Origin of the sequence: Myxococcus sp. AB036A, from assembly GCF_006547355.1 — a bacterium.
Lineage (GTDB): Bacteria > Myxococcota > Myxococcia > Myxococcales > Myxococcaceae > Myxococcus > Myxococcus virescens.
Window position 1 is genome coordinate 15,961 of the sequence record NZ_VHLC01000054.1, and the last position, 20,416, is coordinate 36,376.

Below are 20,416 nucleotides of genomic sequence, written 5' to 3' on the forward strand. Positions count from 1 at the left end.
TGACAGCGGCGGACCTCGTGCCGGGTCCGCCCATCCCACCCGGTACCTGATACGGCCGGAGTGGTGGAGTCCTTACCAGGACTCCGGAGCACGACGATGCGCCATAAGGTCGGACAGAGGAAGCTTCACCGCAGCACGAGCCACCGGCTCGCGATGCTCAACAACATGGTGACCTCGCTGCTGGAGCACCAGGCCATCCGCACCACGCTTCCCAAGGCCAAGGAGGCCCGGAAGATCGCGGAGCGGATCATCACCCTGGGCAAGCGTGGCGGCCTCGCCAACGTTCGCCTGGCGGCCCGTACGGTCAAGGACCGCGACGTGCTGCAGAAGGTGTTCGGCGAGTACAAGGACCGGTACGCCAGCCGTCCCGGTGGCTACACCCGCATCGTTCGGCTCGGCTTCCGCCGGGGCGACGCCGCGGAGATGGCCCTCCTGGAGCTCGTGGACCGGCCGGAGAAGGCCGCTCCCGTCGACACCGAGGCGGCTGCGCCTGCGGAAGAGACGAAGGCGGAGTAGTCCAGCACGGACTGCATACCTGGCTCCTTCGTGAGAAGGGGCTGGGAGCAACGCGAGGGCGCACTTCCGAGAGGAAGGGCGCCCTTCGTGTTTCCACGGCGGACTACCGCTGCGGCTTGTGAATGCGCTCCCAGGCGGCGTTGAGGTCCTCTGTGAGGTCCGCGCTGTCATCCCGGCTGCGCATCTGGATGGACTGGAAGCGGAGGTCCGCGGGCGCGGCGCCGCTGGAGCCCATCAGCTGCTTGGGAGTGATGGTGATGAACTCACCGGGGGCCACCGTTAGCACCGCCGCCTGGTACTGCCCGTTGACGGTGAGGGTGACGTCGTACCAGGGCTCCTTGCTCTCGTTCCAGATGGTGACCGAGGGCCGGTCCAACCTGTCACTGAGCACCAGGCGCGCGTCCATGTCCCCCTTGCGCACCGTGCTGCCGGGGCACGCAATGGCCAAGCTCGTCACCGTCATCACCAGCCAGCCGGCGATGATGGACGCCTTGTATTTGAAGAAGCGGTCGCTCCGTCGGAAATCCGAGACCAGCTCCTTGAGGATGGAGAGGCCATTGAGGAGGTGGTTCGACGCATCTCCCGCCAGGCGCTTCCCCAGCGGTCCGTCTGGCTTCTCCTTCAGGAGCGGCTCGGCGCGCGCGGCGGACATCACCCGCAGGTTGGACTGGCTGGGTGCGCGCGGCATGCCGGGGTTCGTCGGCGTGCGCGGCTGAGAGCCAGACGGAGACGCCGCCCGAGGAGGCTGCGTTCCAGGCTGGGGGGGCTTGCGACCGTCGCTCATCGGACAACGAGTGTAGAGGGCTGGGCCCGTGGATGGCTACTGTGCCTTGAGTTGCTGAAGCGCGCGTGATGCCACCGCGTTTTCCGGCTGGGTCTCCAGCACCTTCATCAGCCAACGCTCGGCCTCGCTGGCCGCTGTCTTCCGCGCCTCGGGGCGCGAAGCCTTCATCGCCTGCTCCGTGTAGAGCAACCCCAGCCGCAGGCTGAACTCCATGTTCTCCGGGTCCTTTTCGACCACGCGGCGCAGCTCGCGCTCGGCGGCGGCGAAGTCACCCTCCAGTTGGTACACGAGCGCCAGCTTGCCTCGCATCGCCACGGCTTCCGGTGCCAGGGCGGTGGCCACGGTGAAGGACTCGCGGGCGGCCGTGAGGTCCCTGCGCTCCAGGTGGATGTCACCCAGGTGGAACCACGCGGTCTCCAGCAGCGGATGGAGCGCCACGGCCTTCTCGAAGGAGAGGCGGGCCGCGTCGGGGCGCTGGCGCGCCAGGTAGAGCTCGCCCAGATAGAAGTGGTTCTTGCCGTCGCGGGGGGCGCGTTCGATGGCCTGCTTGAATTCATCCACCGCGCGACCCGCGTCATCCAGGCGTTGGTAGGCCAGGCCCAGCAGGGCGTGCACCACCGCGACGTCCGGGTAGTCGAGCAGGATCTCCTCGAAGGCGAGGATGGCGTGCTGGGGCGCATCCAGGTCCTTCAGGTAGCGCATGCCTTCTTCCAGCTTGGCCTCGGCGGCCTTGGGGAAGCCGGAGAACGGATCCGCGATCTGCTCCATCAATGCCCGCGCGGTGGTGACCTCGGCCGGCGTGGGCTGGCCCCGCACCACCGTGCCCAGGGCTTCCACGGCCCCGGGCGCGTCTCCCGTGCGGTGCAGCGCCTTGGCCAACGGCAGGCGCCAGGCGGTGCGGGCTGGCTCCAACGCCGTGGCGCGCCGCAGGGGCCCGAGCGCCTCCGTGTACTGTTCTGACTCCAGCTGCGCGAGCCCCAGCCGGTAGTGGAACTCCGCGGTGTCCGGTGCCAGGGTCGCGGCGCGCTCGAAGGCAGCGACGCTGGGCGCCCCCGCGTCGCGAGCGCGTGAGAAGAGGGCGAGGCCCAGCATGTACTGGTCAACCGCGCGCTCACCCGCCGCGATTCGCTTCTGGAGCTCCGCGATCCACGCGTCCGTCTGCCCCGCCTTCACGTAGGCCTCGGTGAGCGAGCGCGCCACGTCCAGGTCGTCCGGCGTCTGCCGGTGCAGGTCCGTCAGCAGCCCCAGGGCCTTCGTGGGCTGATGCTCGTCCAGGTAGGCCCGCGCCTGGGAGAGCGGATCGGTGGGGCGCGCCTTGGCGGAGTTGGAGGAGGTGGTGCTGCAACCAGTCAGGAGGCCCACGCCGAGTACCGCGGCGCGAATCCAGGGACGGGAACGGAGGTGGCGAATGGTCATCTCGGAGAGGCGTCTCAGGTGGAGGAGAGGGCTCGGGCGCTCGCGTCGCTGACGCCCTCGGCGCCCGCGGCGGCCACGGCGTCATCCACGTCGCCGCCCTTGCCCCCGAGGGACAGGCTGTCCGCGATGATGACGGCGCGGACGGCTCGGGCCAGCCCTTCGCGGTCGTTCTCGGCGAACGTGGTCGTGTCGATGGGCTTGCCAATCTTCACGCGGATGGGACCGGGGGTGATGTTCCAGGTGGACTTGGGCATCAGGTCGCCGGAGCCCTCGATGGTGACGGGGCAGACGGGGACGCGGGCCTTCAGCGCCAGGGCGAAGGGGCCCTTCTTGAAGGGCAGGACGCGGCCGTCCGTCGAGCGGGTGCCTTCCGGATACAGGAAGATGCTGGTGCCGCCGCGAATCTTGGCCGCTGCCGCGTTGAGCGAGGCGATGGCCTTGGAGCGGTTGGACCGGTTGATGAAGACGTGGCCCGCGAGCGCCAGGTACCAGCCGATGAGGGGCACCCACTTGAGCTGCGTCTTGGCGACGTAGCGGAAAGGGATGGGGACGGCCAGGAAGTGCGCCGGGATGTCGATGGTGGACTGGTGGTTGGCCACGTATATGGTGGGCCGATTCGGGTCCACGTTCTCCCGGCCGATGACTTCCAGCTTCGCGCCCCCTGCCCACAGCAGCACGGGCGACCAGAGCTCGCGCGCCACCCAGATGGAGCGCGATGGGTTGAGCGTGAGCAGCATCGCCAAGATGGCAATGGGGAAACAGAAGAGCGTCCAGACGCCCGCCACGAAAATGCAAAAGAGCTTGCGCATCCCTCAGCCCGCCTCCTGGGGGCCGATGTTCAGAGCCGGAAGGTGCCCGGGCCCGCGGGCTTGCCCGCCGAAGCTCCCTGGCCAGGCGGTCAGGCGGCGACTCCCACGAGGGAGGACGGCGGCACCTGTCACGCGTTGAACGGGACGACGGGGGGGCATGCACTTCTTCTACCACGTCCTACCTACACGTTGTTTCTGGTGCGCGTCGCTCGGCGGGGTTACAAGCAGGGGTGGTGTGGCCAGGAAAAAGTTCATCGCCATCGCGGGCAACATCGGCGCCGGAAAGACGGAGCTGACGTCCTTCCTCTGCCGGAAGTACGGGTTGACGCCCTCTTTCGAACCCAACGACCAGAACCCTTATCTGGCGGACTTCTACAAGGACATGAAGACGTGGGCGTTCCGCTCACAGCTCTTCTTCTTGACGCACAAGTTCCGCCTGCACCGGGAGCTGGAGCGCACCTCCGGGACAGTGCTTCAGGACCGCACCCTCTATGAGGACGCGGAGATTTTCGCCAAGAACCTCCACCGGCAGCGGCTCATCGACAAGCGGGACTGGAAGACGTACTGCGAGCTGTACGAGACGATTTCGGAGTCGTTGCGGCCCCCCGACCTGATGATCTACCTCCGCTGCCCTGTGCAGACGATTCGTGAACGCATCCGCATCCGTGGCCGGGCCATGGAGCGGGACATCCCCACCCGCTACCTGCAGCGCCTCAATGCCCTCTATGAGGAGTGGTTCGAGGGCTACCGCCTGTCACCGGTGCTCGTGCTTCCCACGGACAAGCTCGACTATTTGACCAACCTGGTGGACCGCGTGGACCTCTTCCGACAGATCGAGAAGCACCTGTGATGGAGGTCTACCTGCTGGCGACGGAGCAGGAGGGCCCGGCTCCCCTCGATGCACTGCGCGCGTCCTTCGCGAACGATGAGGTGGAGTTCACCCCGGACGCGGACGGCGAGGGTTTCACGCTGAGGGCGGACGGCTCCGAGGTGCTGGTGCGCCTGACGCGGGGCTCCGAGGGACTGCCGCGCTTCCGCAAGGAGGTGTTCAGCGGCAGCCCGGAGGCCTTCGAGCGGCTGGGGCGCGCCAAGGCCTACTACCATCTGTCCGTGGAGCCGGGCGGGGCGCAGCCCACGCTGCCTGTCTTCGAGGCCCTGTGGGCCGTGCGCACGCTGCTGGAGCACGTGCAGGGCGTGCTGGTGGACCTCACCGCCTTCAAGCTCCACGAGCCCGACGACGTGGCGGAAATCACGGAGCTGGACTTCGACATCCGCGACCACGTCCACCTCCATGCCGTGGAGGCGACGGAGGGGGACACGCCCCTGTGGGTGCACTCGCACGGGATGGAGAAGTTCGGGGCCCGGGACCTGGAAATCTTCCACCTGGCCGAGAAGGACCTGCTGGCCGCGGAGAGCTTCCTTCACGAGCTGTGCACCGACCTGGCCTTTGGACAGGGGCCGGCTCTGCGCACCCAGGTGGGCACCAGCGAGGGGCAGGTCTTCACGCTCGTGCCCTCGGAAGAGGCCCGCGCCAACCTGCTGGGCGTCCCCCTGGACACCTTCGAGGGCCATGAGGGGCTCTTCCTCACCGTGGTGTCCCCGCTGGGCCGGCACAACACGTCCCAGCTCCTGGCGCCCTACCGCGAGCGCTTCGAGAAGGAGCCGGAGGAGCAGACCCAGGCCATGCGGCGGGAGGCCCAACTGGTGCTCCCGTCCTTCCTGGCGCGCTTCCAGCGCAAGGGCCTGATGGAGCCGCTCACCTTCCTGGTGCGTGCTCCTTTCGACACCCACCCCGAAGGGAACACCGTCACGGAGAACCTGTGGCTGGAGGTCATGGGGCGGGACGAGGGCTCCGTGGTGGGCAAGCTCGTTGATGGCGCGGTGCATACAACCGAGTGGCGCAAGGGTGCCCACGTGGAGGTCGCGGAGACCCAGGTCAACGCGCTGGCCATCAGCCGGGAAGGCCGGGCGCTGGACGAGCGGGAACTCCGTGAACTCCTGAACGCCGAACGGCCGATGTAGCAAGCGGCGCCGGGGGCCTTGCCCAGCCATCGCGGGGCGCTAGGCTCCGCGCCCCATGCCCGCCCTCCTGCTGCTCACCGGTCCTTCCGCGGGGCGTCGTCACGACGTGCTCGCGGAGGCGACGATTGGCCGCAGTCCATCGTGTGAAATCCCGCTGGATGACCATCAGGTCTCCCGCAAGCACGCGCTGATTTCCGTTCTGGACGGGCTGGCGCGCATCCGCGACTTGCGCTCGCGCAACGGGACGTTCGTCAACGGCGAGCGCCTCGTGGATGAGGTGGTGCTCAAGCCCGGTGACCAGGTGCGAGTGGGCGTGACGACGGCCCTCTTCGAGCCGCCCCCGGTGACCCTGGTGGCCGACGGGCCGGAGAAGATGGGGCAGGTGCCCATCGAGGAAGTGCTGCCGCACGTGGGCGCGGCGGCGGCGATGTACTCGGCGGGCATTGCCCTGCTGGGCGCGACGAGTGGCGCCCTGGTGCTGCGGCGCCTGGCGGATGAGGTCGCGCATGCACTCAATGCCGACCGCGCGGCCGCGCTGCTGGGCAGCAGTGATGGCTTGCTCACCGCGGCGGTGGCGGGCGCGGAGGCGCTGACGATGCCGCGCGCGCTGGCGCAGGCCGCGCTGGAGCGCAAGGAGCTGGTCCAGACGGATGACGTCCTCTGCGCGCCGCTGGTCGCCTCAGGCGGCATGCCCTTCGGCGTGCTGTACGTGACGCGGGCGGAGCCGAAGTTCAGTGAGGGCGAGGGCCAGTTGCTCGCCGCGCTGGGACGGTTGGGTGGCGAGGCCTACACCACCGTGCGCTCCCGCGTAGACGCGGAGCCGCCCGTGGCCGCGCTCTCCGGGACGTCCCGGCCGCTGCGGGCCTTGCTGGAGCTGGCGCGCCGGGTGGCCGCCAGCGCCGCGCCGGTGGTGATTCATGGCGAGCCGGGCGTGGGCAAGGCGCTGCTGGCGCGCTTCGTCCATGCGCGGTCGCCTCGGGCCCTGGGGCCTTTCATCGTGGTGGACTGCCGGGAGCCGGCCGATGCCGTGGAGGAGGCGCTGTTCGGCAGGGCGAGCGGGCCCGGGCAGCCGCCTGTCGTCTCCGCGCTGCTGCGCGCGGATGGGGGCTCGCTGGTGCTGCTCCACGTGGAGTCGCTCGCGCGGCCTGCTTCGGAGCGGTTGGCGAGGGCCCTGGCGCGCCGTTCAGCGCCCGCGCGGCAAGGCGGCGAGGAGCCCGTGGACGTGCGGGTGCTGGCCACCGCGCCCGCGTCGGTGTCGTTGCTGGCGGCGCGCGGCGACGTGGAGGCCTCGTTGGCTCGGGCGCTGTCGGGCTTCGAGCTGGATGTCCCGCCCATCCGCGAGCGGCGCGCGGACGTGCTGCCGCTCCTGGAGCAGTTCTCGGCGCGCGCGGCCCGCCGGATTCGCAAGGAGCCACCGACGCTCAGTCCCGAGGCCCGGCGCCTGCTGACGGAGTACGGGTGGCCGCAGAACCTGCGGGAGCTGGAGCTGGTGGGGGAGCGCCTGGGCCTGCTGTACGCGGCGAGCCGAGTGGGCGCGCTGCAACTGCCCCCAGAGTTCCAGGAGGGCGGCGACGAGGGCGCGAAGACGTTGCAGGGACGCGTGGCCCGGCTGGAGCGGGATGCCATCGCCGAGGCCCTGCGCGAGGCGTCGGGAAAGAAGGTCCGCGCCGCGGCGCTGCTCGGCATCAGCCGGCCCACGCTGGACAAGAAGATTGAGGAGTACGGGCTCGCGGTGGAGCGGGGGCGCCGGGAGTGAGTCAGGCCCTGGCGCCTACGACTTCCGCCGGCTGAGCAACACGCCGGAGAGGACGAGCCCCGCGCCGAGCACCTGCGTCCAGGTGGGCCGCTCTCCACGCACGGCCCACGCCGTGAGGGCGGCCACCACGGGGATGCCCGTGTTGTAGAGCCCCGCGCGGCTGCTGCCCACCTTCTGCACGGTGCGGCCCCAGATGAAGTACGCGAGCACCAGCGGCACCAGCGCCGAGTACACGACGCCCGCCCAGGCGCCGGCGCGGATGTTCTCGGTTTCCAGTCGCAGCAACTCGGGCACGCCCACGAGCACCACGCCCGGTGCGCCCGTGAGCATGCTGATGGCGGTGATGCGCAGCGCGGACACCTCCGGGCCCACGGTGCGGATGCCCACCGTGTAGATGGCCCAGCAGAGGCTCGCGCCGACGATGAGCCCATCGCCGAGCAAGGACGCGCCATGTTCGGAAGCGCCGCGTCCCCCCAGCACCAGCAGCATCCCCACCACGCCCAGCGCCAGTGCCGCGATGAGCGGGCGGGTGAGCCGATCCACGCCGAACAGGGCGCCAAGCGTGGCCACCAGCACGGGCGTCACCGCTGTCAGCATCCCGCTGTTCGCCACCGAGGTGTTCGCCAGGCCGACGATGAAGCACACCTGGTACACGGTGTTGCCCACCAGCCCGAGCCCCAGCAGCTTGAGGAACACCGGGCGCGGAAGCGGCTTCCAGCCTTCGACGCCGAGGAGCAGCGCGCCCATGGCCAACGCCGCGATCGTGAAGCGCAGCGACATGAAGGCCAGGGGAGGGAGTGTCTCCATCGCCTCCTTCACCACCGTGTAGTTGGTGCCCCAGGCAATCACGACGCCGACGATGGCCAGGTCGGACGCGGAGATGCCGCGTGAGGGGACAGGCACAACGGCGGTGGTGGGCGTGGACACGGCGGCAGGGGAATAGGCCCGAGGGGCCGCGCGCGCAAGCCGACGTTTGAAGCCGGGCATGCTAAACGCCTGGGCATGGACCTACGCTTTTCGGAAGAGGTGCGTCGCGCGCTCAAGGCCGGCCAACCGCTGGTGGCCCTGGAGACGAGCGTCGTGGCCCAGGGCCTTCCGTATCCGGACAACCTGGCGGCGGCCCGAGCGTGCGAGGAGGCCATCCGCCGCGCTGGCGCCGTTCCCGCCGCCACCGCCATCATCGACGGGCAGCTGTGCGTCGGGCTGGAGGAGCCGGAGATGCGCCGGCTGGCGGAGGGCAAGGAGCGCCTGCTCAAGGTGGCGTCCCGGGACCTGGCCGTCGCCATGGCCACGCGCGCCACGGGAGGCACCACCGTGAGCGCCACGTGTGAGATGGCCGCCGCCGCGGGCATTCGTGTCTTCTCCACCGGTGGCATCGGGGGTGTGCACCGCGGGGCGTCGGAGCACTTCGACATCTCCCAGGACATCGCCGCGCTGGCGCGCTTCCCCGTCGCCGTGGTGTGCGCGGGCGCCAAGTCCGTGTTGGATCTGCCCAAGACGATGGAGCTGCTCGAGACGGCCGGCGTGCCCGTCATCGGCGTGGGGACGGACGAGCTGCCGTCGTTCTACAGCCGGGGTTCTGGCATCCCCCTGGAGCATCGCGCGGATGACGTGGACACGGCTGCCCGCATCGCCCGCGCCCGCTTCGAGGCGCTGAAGCAGGGTGGGGTGCTCTACACCGTGCCTCCGCCCGAGGAGACGTCCCTGCCTCGCAACGAGGTGGAGTTGCACATCGCCGCGACGCTCGCCGACGCGGACCGGCAGGGCATCCGCGGCAAGGCCGTGACGCCCTTCCTCCTGTCGGAAATGGCGAAGCGCACCGGGGGCAAGACGCTCAAGGCCAACGTGGCGCTGCTCACCAACAACGCGCGCTTCGCCGGTCAGCTCGCCGTGGCGTACGCACGCGCGAGCTGAGTCCCCGGACGCGGGCCGCCGCTACCGCTGGAACCAGCGCACCAGCTCTTCCAGCTCGCGGCGGTCCACTTCGTCGAAGGCGTTCTTGTGCTCGGAGTCGATGTCGAGCACGGCCAGCAGCTCCCGGTTGCGGCCGAACACCGGGACGACGATTTCCGATGCCGAGCGCCCGTCACAGGTGATGTGGCCCGGGAAGGCGTGGACGTCCGCCACCACCACCGACTCGCCCTTCGCCGCGGAGGTACCGCACACGCCCTTGCCGAACGGGATTTCCAGGCACCCGAGCGTGCCTTGGTAAGGGCCCACCCTCAGCAGCCGGCCCGGCGTGACGACGCGGTAGAATCCCGTCCACAGGTGCCCGAAGGCGTGGTGCAGCAGGCAGCTCATGGTGGCCATGCCGGTGATGTCGTCGTCGATGCCCTCGAGCACCGCGCGCACATGCTGCTTCAGCTCGGCGTAGGCTTCGGCCTTGGGCATGCCGCGCAGATCCAGGGTGACTTCCGCCATGATGGGACCTCGCAAGGCGACCTCCCGCGAGCACCAGGCCCCGGTAGGGTCAGCGTCCCATCCATAGCTTGATTCGCTTTCCGCCGCACAGGAGCCGACATGGATTCGCTCATCCTCGATTCGAATACCTGGCTGCTCGTTCTCACGGGCGCGGGAGTCTCCGCTGAAAGCGGAGTCCCCACCTTCCGCGGGATGAGCGGACTCTGGGAGGACCAACCCGTGGAGGCCGTGGCGTCGCCGGAGGGCTTCCGGAAGGACCCGGCGCTGGTGTGGCGCTTCTACTCGGAGCGCCGCAAGGCCGCCGCCGCTGTCCACCCCAACCCGGGCCACGAGGCGCTCGTCGCCTGGGAACGCCACCTGGGGGACCGCTTCCTGCTCGCCACCCAGAACGTCGATGGCCTGCACACGCGCGCCGGAAGTCAGCGGGTGGTGGAGATGCACGGCAACCTCTTCAAGACGCGCTGTAGCCGCTGCGAGCGGCCCCCGTTCGAGGACGCCACCGTGTACCCCGCGGGGGTGGTGCCCGAGTGCGACGCGTGTGGGAAGCTGCTGCGGCCCCACATCGTCTGGTTCGGCGAATACCTGGACCCGGCGGACATCCAGCGCATCGAGGACTTCTCGCTGCGGGCCGCCACCTCGGGTGGACGCTTCGTCTTTCTGGCGGCGGGGACCTCTGGCGCCGTGTACCCGGCCGCAGGAATCGTGGACCAGGTGCGCAAGGCGGGCGGGAAGACGTGGCTCGTCAACCTGGACCCGGCGGAGAACTCCAACCGCTTCGAGCACCGCATCGTGGGCAAGAGCGGGGAAGTCCTCCCGACCCTCGCGAAGCTCGCCTGACGCGGGTGTCGGAAGGACAGGGGGCACCGCGGCGCTTCCGCGTGCCCCCTGAGGGACTATTCGAAGACGGAGATGTCAGGCCCGGACGGGCTCGCCGGCTTCGGCGGGGGGCGCGGCGAACGCCCGGGGGCCGCGGCTCGCACGGGCTCCAGCACCACGTTCGCCGTCTGCGTATCCCCGGCCACCCGGCGCAGGTTGAGCGTGAGCTCCTTGTCCTGGTGTCCCGGCAAGCGGAAGCTGAAGGAGTGCACCTTGTCGCGGCGGAGCTGGAGCTTCGTGGGCGTGGTGCCCACCATCTCCTCGCCTTCGTAGATGGATGCGCCGGACGGCGTCGAATCGAGGCTCACTGTGAGGACGGGCGCCTCCTCGGGCGTTCCCGTCGTGCCGGTCGCGGTCTGCGTCGTGGCCGGTGGGGCATCGCGGGGGACGTTCACCACCACCGGCGTCGCGGGGGCGCTGCCGCCCGGGGTGCCCAGGACCACGGCCGCGCCAATGCCCAGCAGGACCAGCGGCACGGCGACCAGGGCCACCTTCTTGCCGGTGGACATGCCCTCCGGCTCGGGAGGCGGGGGCGGCGGCGCGGACCGGGATGTCTGCGAGCGGACGCGGCTGGGAGAGGACGACGAGCTGCTCCCGCCGCCCTGGGACCTGGCGACGACGACGTTGGACGGCGTGGAGCCCCGGCCCAGGGTCGGCGCGGCGCCCACCCGCGAGGAGCGGATGCCGCTCTGGCTCCCCTGACGGCTGGAACGGCTGCGGCTGTTGCTGCCGCGCTCGCTGGCGCTGGGGACGCCGCCGCTCGGCATGGCGTCGAGCTCCTCGGAGGTGAGGTCCGCCACGGTGTCCAGCATCGCGTCGATGAACTCCTGCGCGTTCTGGTACCGGTCCTCCTTCTCCGGGGCGAGCGCCTTCTTGAAGAAGGCATCCAGCGCGGCCGGCACGGGGGCGCCCTGGCGCTTGGTGTTGACGGCGGGCACCGCCTGGGTGAGCGACGCCGTCAGCGCCTTGCGCACCGTGTTCGCGCCGAAGGGCGAGCTGCCGGTGAGGCAGAAGTAGAGCACGCCGGCCATGGAGTAGAGGTCGGAGCGCTGGTCCACGGACTCGCCGCCGGCCTGCTCGGGCGGCATGTACTGGGGCGTGCCCAGCACCTGTCCGGTCGAGGTGAGCTGCTCCTCCTCCTCGGACTCCATGGCCTTCACCAGACCGAAGTCCAGCACCTTGACGAAGTCCTGGCCGCTGAGCTGCTGCACCATGATGTTGTGCGGCTTCAGGTCGCGGTGGACACAACCCTCCGCGTGCGCGTGCGCCAGGCCCTGCGACGCCTGCTCCACGAGGCTCAAGGCCCGTCGCAGGGACATGGGGCCCTGGCGCTTCACCGTCTCCTTCAGGCTTTCGCCTTCCAGGAGCTCCATCACGTAGTAGCAGGTGCCGTCCGGCGAACGGCCGAAGTCGAAGATGGTGATGACGTTGGGGTGCCGCAGTCGGCTGGCGAGCTCCGCCTCCCGGCGAAAGCGCTCGAAGAACTGGGGGGCGGCGGCCAGCGACGGGTTGAGCGTCTTCACCGCCACCGGGCGTTGCACGGACGTCTGGGTGGCGCGAAACACCATGCCCATGCCGCCCTGGCCCAGGACGCTTTCGATTTTATAACGGCCGTCGAGCACCTGGCCGAGGAGCTGGAGGCTCTGGCCTGAACAGAGGTGGTCGACGCCGTCGGTGCTTCCGCAATGGGGACAGGGGGCAGCCATGTGGGGTCAGAGTATAGACAGGCCCCGGCCCAACCCGGAAAGCCCCTGTAGGGCCCCTGAGCGAACGGACGGGCACATCCGACATTCCCGAGGGGCTCGCGGGCTGTTACATCCCCGGCGCCATGAGCCTCGTCATCGCCCAGGACCTCTGTCTCTCCTACGGAAAGAAGGTCCTCTTCGATCAGGACAGTTTCACACTGGGTCCCAGGGACCGGGTGGGCCTCGTAGGGGCCAACGGGACGGGCAAGAGCTCGCTGATGAAAATCCTGGCGGGCGTGTCCCAGCCCGACTCGGGGACGGTGCAGTACAGCCGCAAGGCCCGAGCGGGCTACCTGCCGCAGGAAATCGCCGGGCTGCCGGATGGCACCGTGGTGGAGGCGGTGATGAGCACCGTGCCCGGCCGCGATGCCATGGAGGCGCGCCTCAAGGAGACGGAGGCGGCGCTCGCCGCCGCCACGGACGAGGAGGACCAGCTGGAGCTGTCCCAGTCCCTGGCGGACCTGCACGCGGAGCTGGACGACTTCGAGAACCGCTACGGTCGCCACCACGCCGAGCGCATCCTCAAGGGCCTGGGCTTCCGCGACACGGACCTGGCCAAGCCCACCTCCGCGCTGTCCGGCGGCTGGCGGATGCGCGCGGCCCTGGCGGGACTGCTGCTCCAGGACCCCGACCTGCTCCTGTTGGACGAGCCCACCAACCACCTGGACGTGCCCACGCTCACGTGGTTCGACGACTTCATGCGCCGCTCCAACAAGGCGCTGGTGCTCATCTCCCACGACAAGGACTTCCTCAACCGGCAGATCAACCGGGTGGTGTCCCTGGAAGTGGAGGGCGTGCGCGAGTACGCGGGAAACTACGACGAGTACAAGCGCCTGCGCGCCGAGGAGAAGGAGCTGCTGAGGGCCCGCGCCGAGAAGGTGGAGTCGCGCCGCGCGGAGCTGCAGGGCTTCATCGACCGCTTCGGCGCCAAGGCCACCAAGGCGCGTCAGGCCCAGAGCCGCGCCAAGATGTTGGAGAAGCTGGAGAAGGTGCAGGTCCTGGAGGAGCGGACGTCGATGAAGTTCCGCTTCCCCGAGGTCGAGCGGAGCGGGCGCGACGTGGTGACGCTGGAGGGCATCACCAAACGGTACGGCGCGCAGACCATCTACGACGGCCTCACCGGGCGCGTGGAGCGCGGGCAGCGCATCGCCGTGGTGGGCGCGAATGGCGCGGGCAAGACGACACTCCTGAAGATGGTCGCTGGCGAGCTGGCGCCGGACACCGGGACGGTGACGCTGGGGCACAACGTGGTGGTGGGCTATTACGCGCAGCACCACGCGGACAAGCTGAACCGGCAGAACACCATCATCGAAGAGGTGCGCCCGCTGGCCGCAGACAAGCCGGAGAGCTACGTGCGCGGCGTGCTGGGCGCGTTCCTCTTCAGCGGCGACGATGTGGAGAAGCCCATTGGCGTGCTGAGTGGTGGTGAGCGCGCGCGGGTGGCGCTGGCCAAGCTGTTGCTGGTGCCGTCCAACTTCCTGCTGATGGACGAGCCCACCAACCACCTGGACCTGGACTCGGCCGAGATGCTGATTGAAGCGCTGAAGGGCTACGGCGGCACGTTGCTGTTCGTCAGCCACAGCCGGAGCTTCATCAACGGCCTGGCGTCGCACGTGTGGGAGGTCGCGGACGGGAAGCTCACGCCGCATCCGGGCAACCTGGACGACTACCTGTACCACCAGCAGAAGCTCCAGCAGGCGGAGGCCTCGGCCATGGCGGCCGGCCAGGCGCGGGGCGAGAAGGTGGCCTCCGGGCCGATGACGGAGAAGGACCGCAAGCGGCTGGAGGCGGAGGCGCGCCAGCGCCGCAGCGTGGTGGAAGGGCCCCTCAAGAAGGAGATCGCGAAGCTGGAGGCGCGCATCGCCGAGGTGGAGGCCGGACAGAAGGAGCGCGAGGCGCAGCTCGCGGACCCGGCCCTCTACAACGACTTCGCGCGCGCCAAGCCGCTGATGGACACGCACCGCGCGAGCAAGGAGGAGCTGGAAGACCTCTATGCCCGCTGGGAGGCCGCGCAGGAGAAGCTGGCCGAGGCGTCCGCGTCACTGGGATGAGGGCCGCGCGGCGCTCGCCCGGCTCATCGGGTGAGCATCCGGTGGAGCAGCCACATCAAGCCCTCGGAGGCGTACCCGGCCAGGTTGAAGGTCTTGCCTCCGCGCCGGGTGGGGACGAACATCGGGATGTCATGGCTGCTGAACGTTTCCCTGTAGGGGGTGGCGCCACTGGGCGCGCAGCTTCCGCAGTAGAGGCGCTCCTCCGCGACGAAGCCGTGCTCCAGCCGGAGCTTGCGTCGGCACGCGGTACAGCAGGGGGGCCCTTCGAGCCGCACCGTGGCGCGGGCATCCAGCGGCTCGTCGCGGTACGTCTCCACGGCGTCTTGCAGTTGCTGGAGCTCGCCCTCGTCCAGGGCCACGCCCGCGCAGCCCGAGCACACCTCCATGGGGACCCCGAACACCTCCACCACGGGCAGGGGCGCGCGGCCACAGCGTGGACAGGTGGGGGCTCGGGTTCCGCAGTGTGCGCACTCCGGGACGGACTGGAGCTCGCCCTGACAGCCCTTGCAGCATCCTGGGCGGTTCTTCGCGCGTCGCAGGAGCGCATCCGACACGGAGCCTCCCATGACTTTCGTGAGCGCTTCGCCCTCGAACCACACCGCGCCACAGGCGCCACAGGTCTCCAGGGGAAGCTCACCGCTGGGCGTGAGCTGCATCGAGTTCTGGCAGAAGGGGCATGCGCTCATGGGGATGACCTATAGGCGCTCGCCCCCAGGGGTGAAAGCAGCAATGTCCGGAAGGCGCGTTCCCCTGGTGTACCGCCCAGTGTCGCTACGCGCGGAGCCGCTTGCGGCGCTCTCGCTTGGCGCGGCCGTCCACATGCGATGGCTTGCCCGCGTCGCGCAGTTCATCGGACACGGGCAATGACTGCGACGGCCGCTTCCCGGCAGGCAGGCCGTCCACGGAGATGGCCTCCGCGGGTGGCTGCTCGGAGGGGAGGGCGGGGAGGCGGATGACGAACGTGGTGCCTTCGCCCATCTTGCTCTGCACGGAGATGCTTCCGCCGTGGTTCTTCACGATGCGTTGGCAGATGGCCAGCCCCAGGCCGGTGCCTTTCTGCTTCGTCGTGTAGAACGGCACGAAGATGTGCGGGTGCTGGTCCGAAGGAATGCCGGGCCCGTTGTCGGACACCTGCACCTCCACGAACTCGGTGCCGGCGCTGCGCAGCTCACCGAAGCGCTCCGGCTTCTCCGTGCGCACGCTGATGCGGCCCTCGCGCGTCTCGAGCGCCTGCACCGCGTTCTGCACCAGATTGATGAGCACCTGCTTGAGCTGCTCCGCGTCGCCGTCCACGCGCGGCAGCATCAAGTCCAGCTCCACGGCCAGGTGGAGGTTGGACGGCACATCGTTCTGGATGAGCCGCATGGTGCGTGTGACGACCTCGTTGAGGTCGGTGGTGCCGAAGCTCTGCTTCAGCGGGCGCGCGTAGTCGAGGAACGCCGTCACCACGCCGTTGAGCCGGTTGACCTCCTCGACGATGACTTCGAGGAACTCCGCGTCTTCGCCCTGGTAGTGCGCCGGGTCCAGGCACTGCGCCGCGCCCTTGATGGCGCCCAGCGGATTGCGAATCTCATGCGCGAGACCCGCCGCCATCTCGCCCAGCGCGGCCAGGCGGTCCCGCTCGCGAATCTTCTCGTAGAGCTTGGAGTTCTCCAGCACCGTCGCCAGCCGCTCCGCCACCTCCAGGATGATAGCGATTTCGTCGGACGCGAAGGCCTCCGGCACCCGTTCGTCCCACAGGTTGAGGAACCCGATGACGCGGTCATTGCCCATCAGCGGCACGGCGATGCCGGCCTTCACCTGCACCAGCGCCGTGCGCGTGTCGTTGAGCCGCTTGAGCTCGTCCCGGTAGCGCTTGCCCTCCACCGCCTGCAGCCGCATGGTGGCCATGCGGCGCTCCACGTTCTCCCGGAGCACCGCCTTCTGTCCGCTGGCCGCCGCGAAGAGCAGGCCGCGCGCCACCGCCGTGTCCAGGAAGGCCACCGGCAGCGGGCCGCGCGAATCCAGCAGCCGGTACCCGGGCCGGTCCTCCGCCAGCAGGTACACGGAGGCGTGCGTGACGCGGCCCGTCTCGTGGAGCGTATCCAGCACCAGCCGGGCCAGCTCGGAGATTTCGATGACGTTCGCCATGCGCGCGCGCAGCGCGCCCAGCGAGTCCAGGAGGGCGAAGCGCTCGCGGAAGAAGATGCGCACCACCATCTCCTCCACCTTCACCTTCAGCGGCTCCAGGAGGATGAGGATGACGAACGCGGCCACCACGGTGTTGAAGAGGAAGAGGCCGGTGTTCTCCTTGCCCCACGCCGTCAGCACCGTGAAGACGGCGGCCAGGATGCTGGCCAGCACCGTCTGCGAGGCAATCTTGCCCAGCAGCTCGTGCAGGTCCATCAGCCGCAGCCGTAGCAGCGTGTGGGCCAGGAAGAACAGGTACAGCGTGGAGAAGACCGACCCCAGCGTGGGGAAGGGGATGCCGAAGCTGACCAGGAAATCCAGTGCGGAGAAGAGGATGGCCGCGCCCGCGCCACTGGCCAGGTAGGCCAGCCGGAACTTCTCGATGCGCGACTCGGTGGTGCGGACCCGGTGGAGCAGCAATGAACCGTAGGTCAGCAGCGTGCCCAGCACCCACACGCCCATGCCCACCCGGGCCCAGAGCTTGTCGGCCAGGGGGGTGACCGCCACGGTCAGCCCCAGGACGGCGGACAGCAGGGCGAGCCGGCGGCCCACCAGGTTCGTCCCCTTGCTGACCCCCAGGAACTCCAGGAAGAAGGCCACGGCCGCGCCCGGCACCAGGGAACCCACCAGGATGGTGGCGCCCACGAAGATGCGGGATGTCCACGGGTAGTCGCCGGCCGGGAAGACGCTGTGAAAGAAGAGCGAAAGGTAGTAGCCGGCCACCGTCAGCGCGAAGACGGAGTACAGCGTCAGTACCCTGGGCCTGCCGGGCCGCAGCAACATGGACACGCCCAGGGCGAGCCCGATGATGGATGCCAGCAGCGCGCTCTGTGTCCGGATGTCCATGAGGAGGCGGACAGTCTAACCTGTGTCAGCCTCCGGAAATTTTCCATGACCTGCCGGTTGTCCTGGGGCGAGCCCGCGCGCATCTCCCTGGGACCCAGCCCCCGCGTATGAAGCCCTTCCTTTCCAAGCTCGCCGTCGCCGCCTCCGCGCTCCTGATGACCGCGCAGGCACCCGCCCCGCAGGCGGTTTCGTCCACCCCGGCCGAGCCCGAGGCGTCCGAAGCGCCGGCCCAGCACCCCAGCAACGCGCCTCCAGAGGCGCAGTTGTCGCCCCCTCCCGATTCGGAGAAGGCGCCGCTTCCGGTGGGCTACGTGGAGGTGCTCAACCCCGCCTTCCCCAATGCCGCGCCGCCCACACCGGTGGTGCACCGGGGCCGCCGCTACGCGCTGGAGGACCTGGCGCCTTACTTCGGCGAGGGCAAGAAGAAGGAGGCCCGTGACGCGTTCGACCGTGGACAGTACGCGCGCGCCCGCGAGCTGCTGAAAGACGAGGGCGACAGCCCGCCGGTGCGCTACCTGCGCGCCCTGGCCGCAGTCCGCGCCGGAGATGACGCGTCCGCCGCCAAGGAATTCGCCGCGCTGGCCCCGGACTATCCCGCGCTGAAGGACCGCTGCCTGACGCATGGCGGCGTGGCGCTGGAGAGCCTGCGCCGCTTCGATGAGGCCGCGGTGCTGCTGGAGCAGGTACCCCCCGAGTCCAAGCTGTACGTGGACGCGCGCCTGGCCCTGTCGCGGGTGCTGCGCAAGAAGAAGGACGCGGCGGGCGCCATGGCCGCGCTGGAGCCGCTCACGTCGCGCGCGGCGCCCAGTTGGGGCCGCAACGTGGGCGCCGAGGCGCTGATGGCCATCGCCGACATCGCCGCGGAGAAGAAGGACAAGGCCGCCGAGCGCGCCGCGCTGTGGCGCCTGTGGGCCGCGCACCCGCTGTCCGCCTTGTCGAAGCAGGCCGAGAAGCGCCTCAAGGGGCAGACGCCGCCCGTCGACGCGAGGGTGGGGCGTGGCGAGGCGCTGGTGGAGCTGCACCGGAACAAGGCCGGCCTGGAGCAGTTGGAGCCGCTGCTGCCGAAGCTGGCGCTTCCGGATCCGCTGGCCTGCCGCGCGCACTTCGCCTTCGGCAAGGGCATGCGCAAGGAGCGCCAGCACACGCGCGCCATCCAGGTGCTGACGCCCGTGGCGGAGAAGTGCCAGGACCGCGACCTGCTGGCGCGCGTGCTGTACGTGCTCGGCTCGTCGCGCTCCATCGTCGACCAGGCGCGGGGTACGGAGACCTACGAGCGGCTGGCGCGCGAGTTCCCGGACCACTCGTTCGCGGATGACGGCCTCTTCTACGCGGCCGACCTCTACCTGAAGACGGGCCGTCCGAAGGAGGCCATGGCCCGCCTGGACACGTTGGCCCGGCTGTATCCGCAGGGGGACTTCCTGGGCGAGGCGCTCTTCAAGGCGTTCTGGATTGCCCGCACCACGGGCGTGGAGGACTCCGGCCTGTCGTTCCTGGACCGCATCGAGGCGCAGTTCGCCAAGGCGGACGAGAGCTACGACGTGGAGCGCGCGCGCTACTGGCGGGCGCGGACGATGCAAGAGAAGGGCAACATCCAGGGCGCGGCGGAGCTGTTCGAGAAGCTCTCCGTGGACCACCCGGCGACCTACTACGGGCTGATGGCGCGCTCGCAGCTGGCGAAGGTGGACCCGCCGCGGCTGGAGAAGGTGTCCGCCGAAATCTTCACCGTGCCCGAGGCCGCCAGCCCCTGGCCGCTGTTCGCCGGCCCCATGGGCGAGGACCCGCACTTCCGCGCGGGCGTGGAGCTGTACCGCCTGGGCTTCAAGGAAGCCGTGTCGTCCGAGATGCTGGCCGTCAATCGGACCAATCTGCCCGCGGAGTCCGTGCGCCTGCTGGTGCTGGTGCTGCACGAGGCCGGGGACGAGCGCTCCGCCCACGCGGTGGCGCGGCTGGCGCTGCGGAAGGACTTGAGCGGGCGCATCACGCCGGAGACGCGCGTGGTGTGGGAGGTGGCCTATCCCAACGCCTTCCGCGACAGCATCGAGAAGCACACCGCGGACGCGGGCGTGGAGCCGGACCTTCTCCAGGCGTTGATGCGGGAGGAGAGTGCGCTGGACCCCAAGGCGCTCTCGTGGGCGGGAGCGATGGGCCTCACCCAGTTGATGCCGTCCACCGCGAAGGGCGTGGCGCGCGAGCTGAAGCTCAAGCGCTTCAGCGTGGACCAGTTGCTCCAGCCCGACCTCAACATCCGCATGGGGGCCCACTACCTGGGCGGCTTGCTCAAGCGCTTCAACGGGCACACGCCCTATGCGGTGGGCAGCTACAACGCCGGTCCTGGCGCGGTGAATCGTTGGAGGTCCGACAGGCCGGACATGGCGCTGGACGCATGGGTGGAGGAAATCCCCATCTCCGAGACGCGCGGCTACATCAAGCGCGTGCTGCGCTCCTTCAACACGTACCAACTGCTGTACGGACGGGCGCCCAAGCTGCCGGTGCTCAAGAGCGCCGCGAAGTAGGTGCGCTGCCGCCTTCCGGGCGCCTGCTGGGTGGTGTCGGTGGAGAATTCGTGCGGAATGGGGCGCGGATGCCGCGGGTTATGTCCACGCCCGGAAAAAGGGTGCCTGCGTGTGGGGGACCCCCTATGCAACTGGCCGGAAACGTGACACATGGCCAAGGCCGCACCCTCACACGGCGTGGCAACCAGCTCAATTCATGAAGCTGGTAGAGAAAGACGAAGAGAAGCGTAATGGCGACTGGTACCGTGAAGTGGTTCAACGATGCGAAGGGCTTTGGGTTCATCATGCAGGACGGCGGCGGCGAGGACCTCTTCTGCCACCACACTGCGATTCAGACCCAGGGCTTCCGCACGCTGCAGGAAGGCCAGAAGGTCGAGTTCGACGTGGCCCGTGGCCCCAAGGGCCTGCAGGCTCAGAACGTTCGCCCGGTCTGAGTACCTACTGAGCGCTCATAGCGCTTAGTCCGAAGGCTCAGTCTCCCCGAGGGAGGCT

17 protein-coding genes are annotated in these 20,416 nt (G+C 69.5%); 9 read left to right on the top strand and 8 right to left on the bottom strand.

Annotated features, from left to right (window positions below; all coding sequences use genetic code 11):
* The first annotated feature begins 96 nt into the window (after window positions 1-96).
* A complete protein-coding gene (gene rplQ, locus FL344_RS21750) occupies window positions 97-516 on the top strand; it encodes a 50S ribosomal protein L17 (RefSeq protein ID WP_011553362.1) in 420 nt (139 codons plus the stop codon).
* A 103-nt stretch (window positions 517-619) separates the two neighbouring features.
* Here rplQ and FL344_RS21755 read toward each other — a convergent pair whose 3' ends face one another.
* The 3 genes from FL344_RS21755 to FL344_RS21765 form a co-directional block, all read right to left on the bottom strand.
* A complete protein-coding gene (locus tag FL344_RS21755) occupies window positions 620-1,204 on the bottom strand; it encodes a hypothetical protein (protein WP_228565254.1) in 585 nt (194 codons plus the stop codon).
* Between the two features lie 132 nt (window positions 1,205-1,336).
* Window positions 1,337-2,716 (bottom strand): lipopolysaccharide assembly protein LapB, encoded by a 1,380-nt coding sequence (locus FL344_RS39945; RefSeq protein ID WP_141592473.1) that lies wholly within the window; start codon window positions 2,714-2,716, stop codon window positions 1,337-1,339.
* A gap of 14 nt (window positions 2,717-2,730) precedes the next feature.
* Window positions 2,731-3,525: a 1-acyl-sn-glycerol-3-phosphate acyltransferase gene (locus FL344_RS21765; RefSeq protein ID WP_141619874.1), complete on the bottom strand. Its 795-nt coding sequence runs from the start codon at window positions 3,523-3,525 to the stop codon at window positions 2,731-2,733.
* 235 nt (window positions 3,526-3,760) lie between these two features.
* On the opposite strand from FL344_RS21765, the gene FL344_RS21770 reads away from it, so the two are divergent.
* Genes FL344_RS21770 through FL344_RS21780 form a run of 3 tightly spaced genes read left to right on the top strand, consistent with a single transcriptional unit; the run spans window position 3,761 to window position 7,303 of the window.
* Entirely contained in the window at window positions 3,761-4,375 is a 615-nt protein-coding gene (locus FL344_RS21770; RefSeq protein ID WP_011553366.1) for a deoxynucleoside kinase, read from the top strand.
* Window positions 4,372-5,547, top strand: coding sequence for a hypothetical protein (locus tag FL344_RS21775; RefSeq protein ID WP_186817663.1), 1,176 nt, complete (start codon window positions 4,372-4,374; stop codon window positions 5,545-5,547). Before FL344_RS21770 ends, FL344_RS21775 begins: the two co-directional genes overlap by 4 nt.
* Window positions 5,548-5,602: 55 nt before the next feature.
* Window positions 5,603-7,303 carry an FHA domain-containing protein gene (locus FL344_RS21780; protein WP_141619875.1) on the top strand — a complete coding sequence of 567 codons (1,701 nt, stop codon included), beginning with the start codon at window positions 5,603-5,605 and terminating at the stop codon, window positions 7,301-7,303.
* A gap of 15 nt (window positions 7,304-7,318) precedes the next feature.
* Here the strand turns inward: FL344_RS21780 and FL344_RS21785 are convergent, their stop codons facing one another.
* On the bottom strand, window positions 7,319-8,230 hold the full coding sequence (locus FL344_RS21785) for a DMT family transporter (protein ID WP_141592493.1): 912 nt from the start codon (window positions 8,228-8,230) through the stop codon (window positions 7,319-7,321).
* A 75-nt stretch (window positions 8,231-8,305) separates the two neighbouring features.
* Between FL344_RS21785 and FL344_RS21790 the strand changes: the two genes are divergently transcribed.
* Complete coding sequence (locus FL344_RS21790) at window positions 8,306-9,217, top strand: pseudouridine-5'-phosphate glycosidase (protein ID WP_141619876.1); 912 nt, start codon at window positions 8,306-8,308, stop codon at window positions 9,215-9,217.
* 21 nt (window positions 9,218-9,238) lie between these two features.
* Here FL344_RS21790 and FL344_RS21795 read toward each other — a convergent pair whose 3' ends face one another.
* A complete protein-coding gene (locus tag FL344_RS21795; protein WP_141592494.1) occupies window positions 9,239-9,724 on the bottom strand; it encodes a GAF domain-containing protein in 486 nt (161 codons plus the stop codon).
* Window positions 9,725-9,823: 99 nt separating this feature from the next.
* Between FL344_RS21795 and FL344_RS21800 the strand changes: the two genes are divergently transcribed.
* A complete protein-coding gene (locus tag FL344_RS21800) occupies window positions 9,824-10,561 on the top strand; it encodes an NAD-dependent deacylase (RefSeq protein ID WP_141619877.1) in 738 nt (245 codons plus the stop codon).
* A 56-nt stretch (window positions 10,562-10,617) separates the two neighbouring features.
* Here the strand turns inward: FL344_RS21800 and FL344_RS21805 are convergent, their stop codons facing one another.
* Entirely contained in the window at window positions 10,618-12,306 is a 1,689-nt protein-coding gene (locus FL344_RS21805; protein ID WP_194863204.1) for a serine/threonine-protein kinase, read from the bottom strand.
* Between the two features lie 122 nt (window positions 12,307-12,428).
* On the opposite strand from FL344_RS21805, the gene FL344_RS21810 reads away from it, so the two are divergent.
* Entirely contained in the window at window positions 12,429-14,396 is a 1,968-nt protein-coding gene (locus tag FL344_RS21810; protein WP_141619878.1) for an ABC-F family ATP-binding cassette domain-containing protein, read from the top strand.
* A gap of 23 nt (window positions 14,397-14,419) precedes the next feature.
* Here FL344_RS21810 and FL344_RS21815 read toward each other — a convergent pair whose 3' ends face one another.
* Both FL344_RS21815 and FL344_RS21820 read right to left on the bottom strand, forming a co-directional pair.
* Window positions 14,420-15,082 carry a zf-TFIIB domain-containing protein gene (locus FL344_RS21815; RefSeq protein ID WP_141619879.1) on the bottom strand — a complete coding sequence of 221 codons (663 nt, stop codon included), beginning with the start codon at window positions 15,080-15,082 and terminating at the stop codon, window positions 14,420-14,422.
* Window positions 15,083-15,167: 85 nt separating this feature from the next.
* Complete coding sequence (locus FL344_RS21820) at window positions 15,168-17,411, bottom strand: sensor histidine kinase (RefSeq protein WP_141619880.1); 2,244 nt, start codon at window positions 17,409-17,411, stop codon at window positions 15,168-15,170.
* 107 nt (window positions 17,412-17,518) lie between these two features.
* Here FL344_RS21820 and FL344_RS21825 point away from each other — a divergent pair, with 107 nt between their 5' ends.
* Both FL344_RS21825 and FL344_RS21830 read left to right on the top strand, forming a co-directional pair.
* Window positions 17,519-19,924, top strand: a complete 2,406-nt coding sequence (locus FL344_RS21825; protein WP_141619881.1) for a transglycosylase SLT domain-containing protein — start codon at window positions 17,519-17,521, stop codon at window positions 19,922-19,924.
* Window positions 19,925-20,154: 230 nt separating this feature from the next.
* Complete coding sequence (locus FL344_RS21830; protein ID WP_011553379.1) at window positions 20,155-20,358, top strand: cold-shock protein; 204 nt, start codon at window positions 20,155-20,157, stop codon at window positions 20,356-20,358.
* Window positions 20,359-20,416 lie beyond the last annotated feature (58 nt).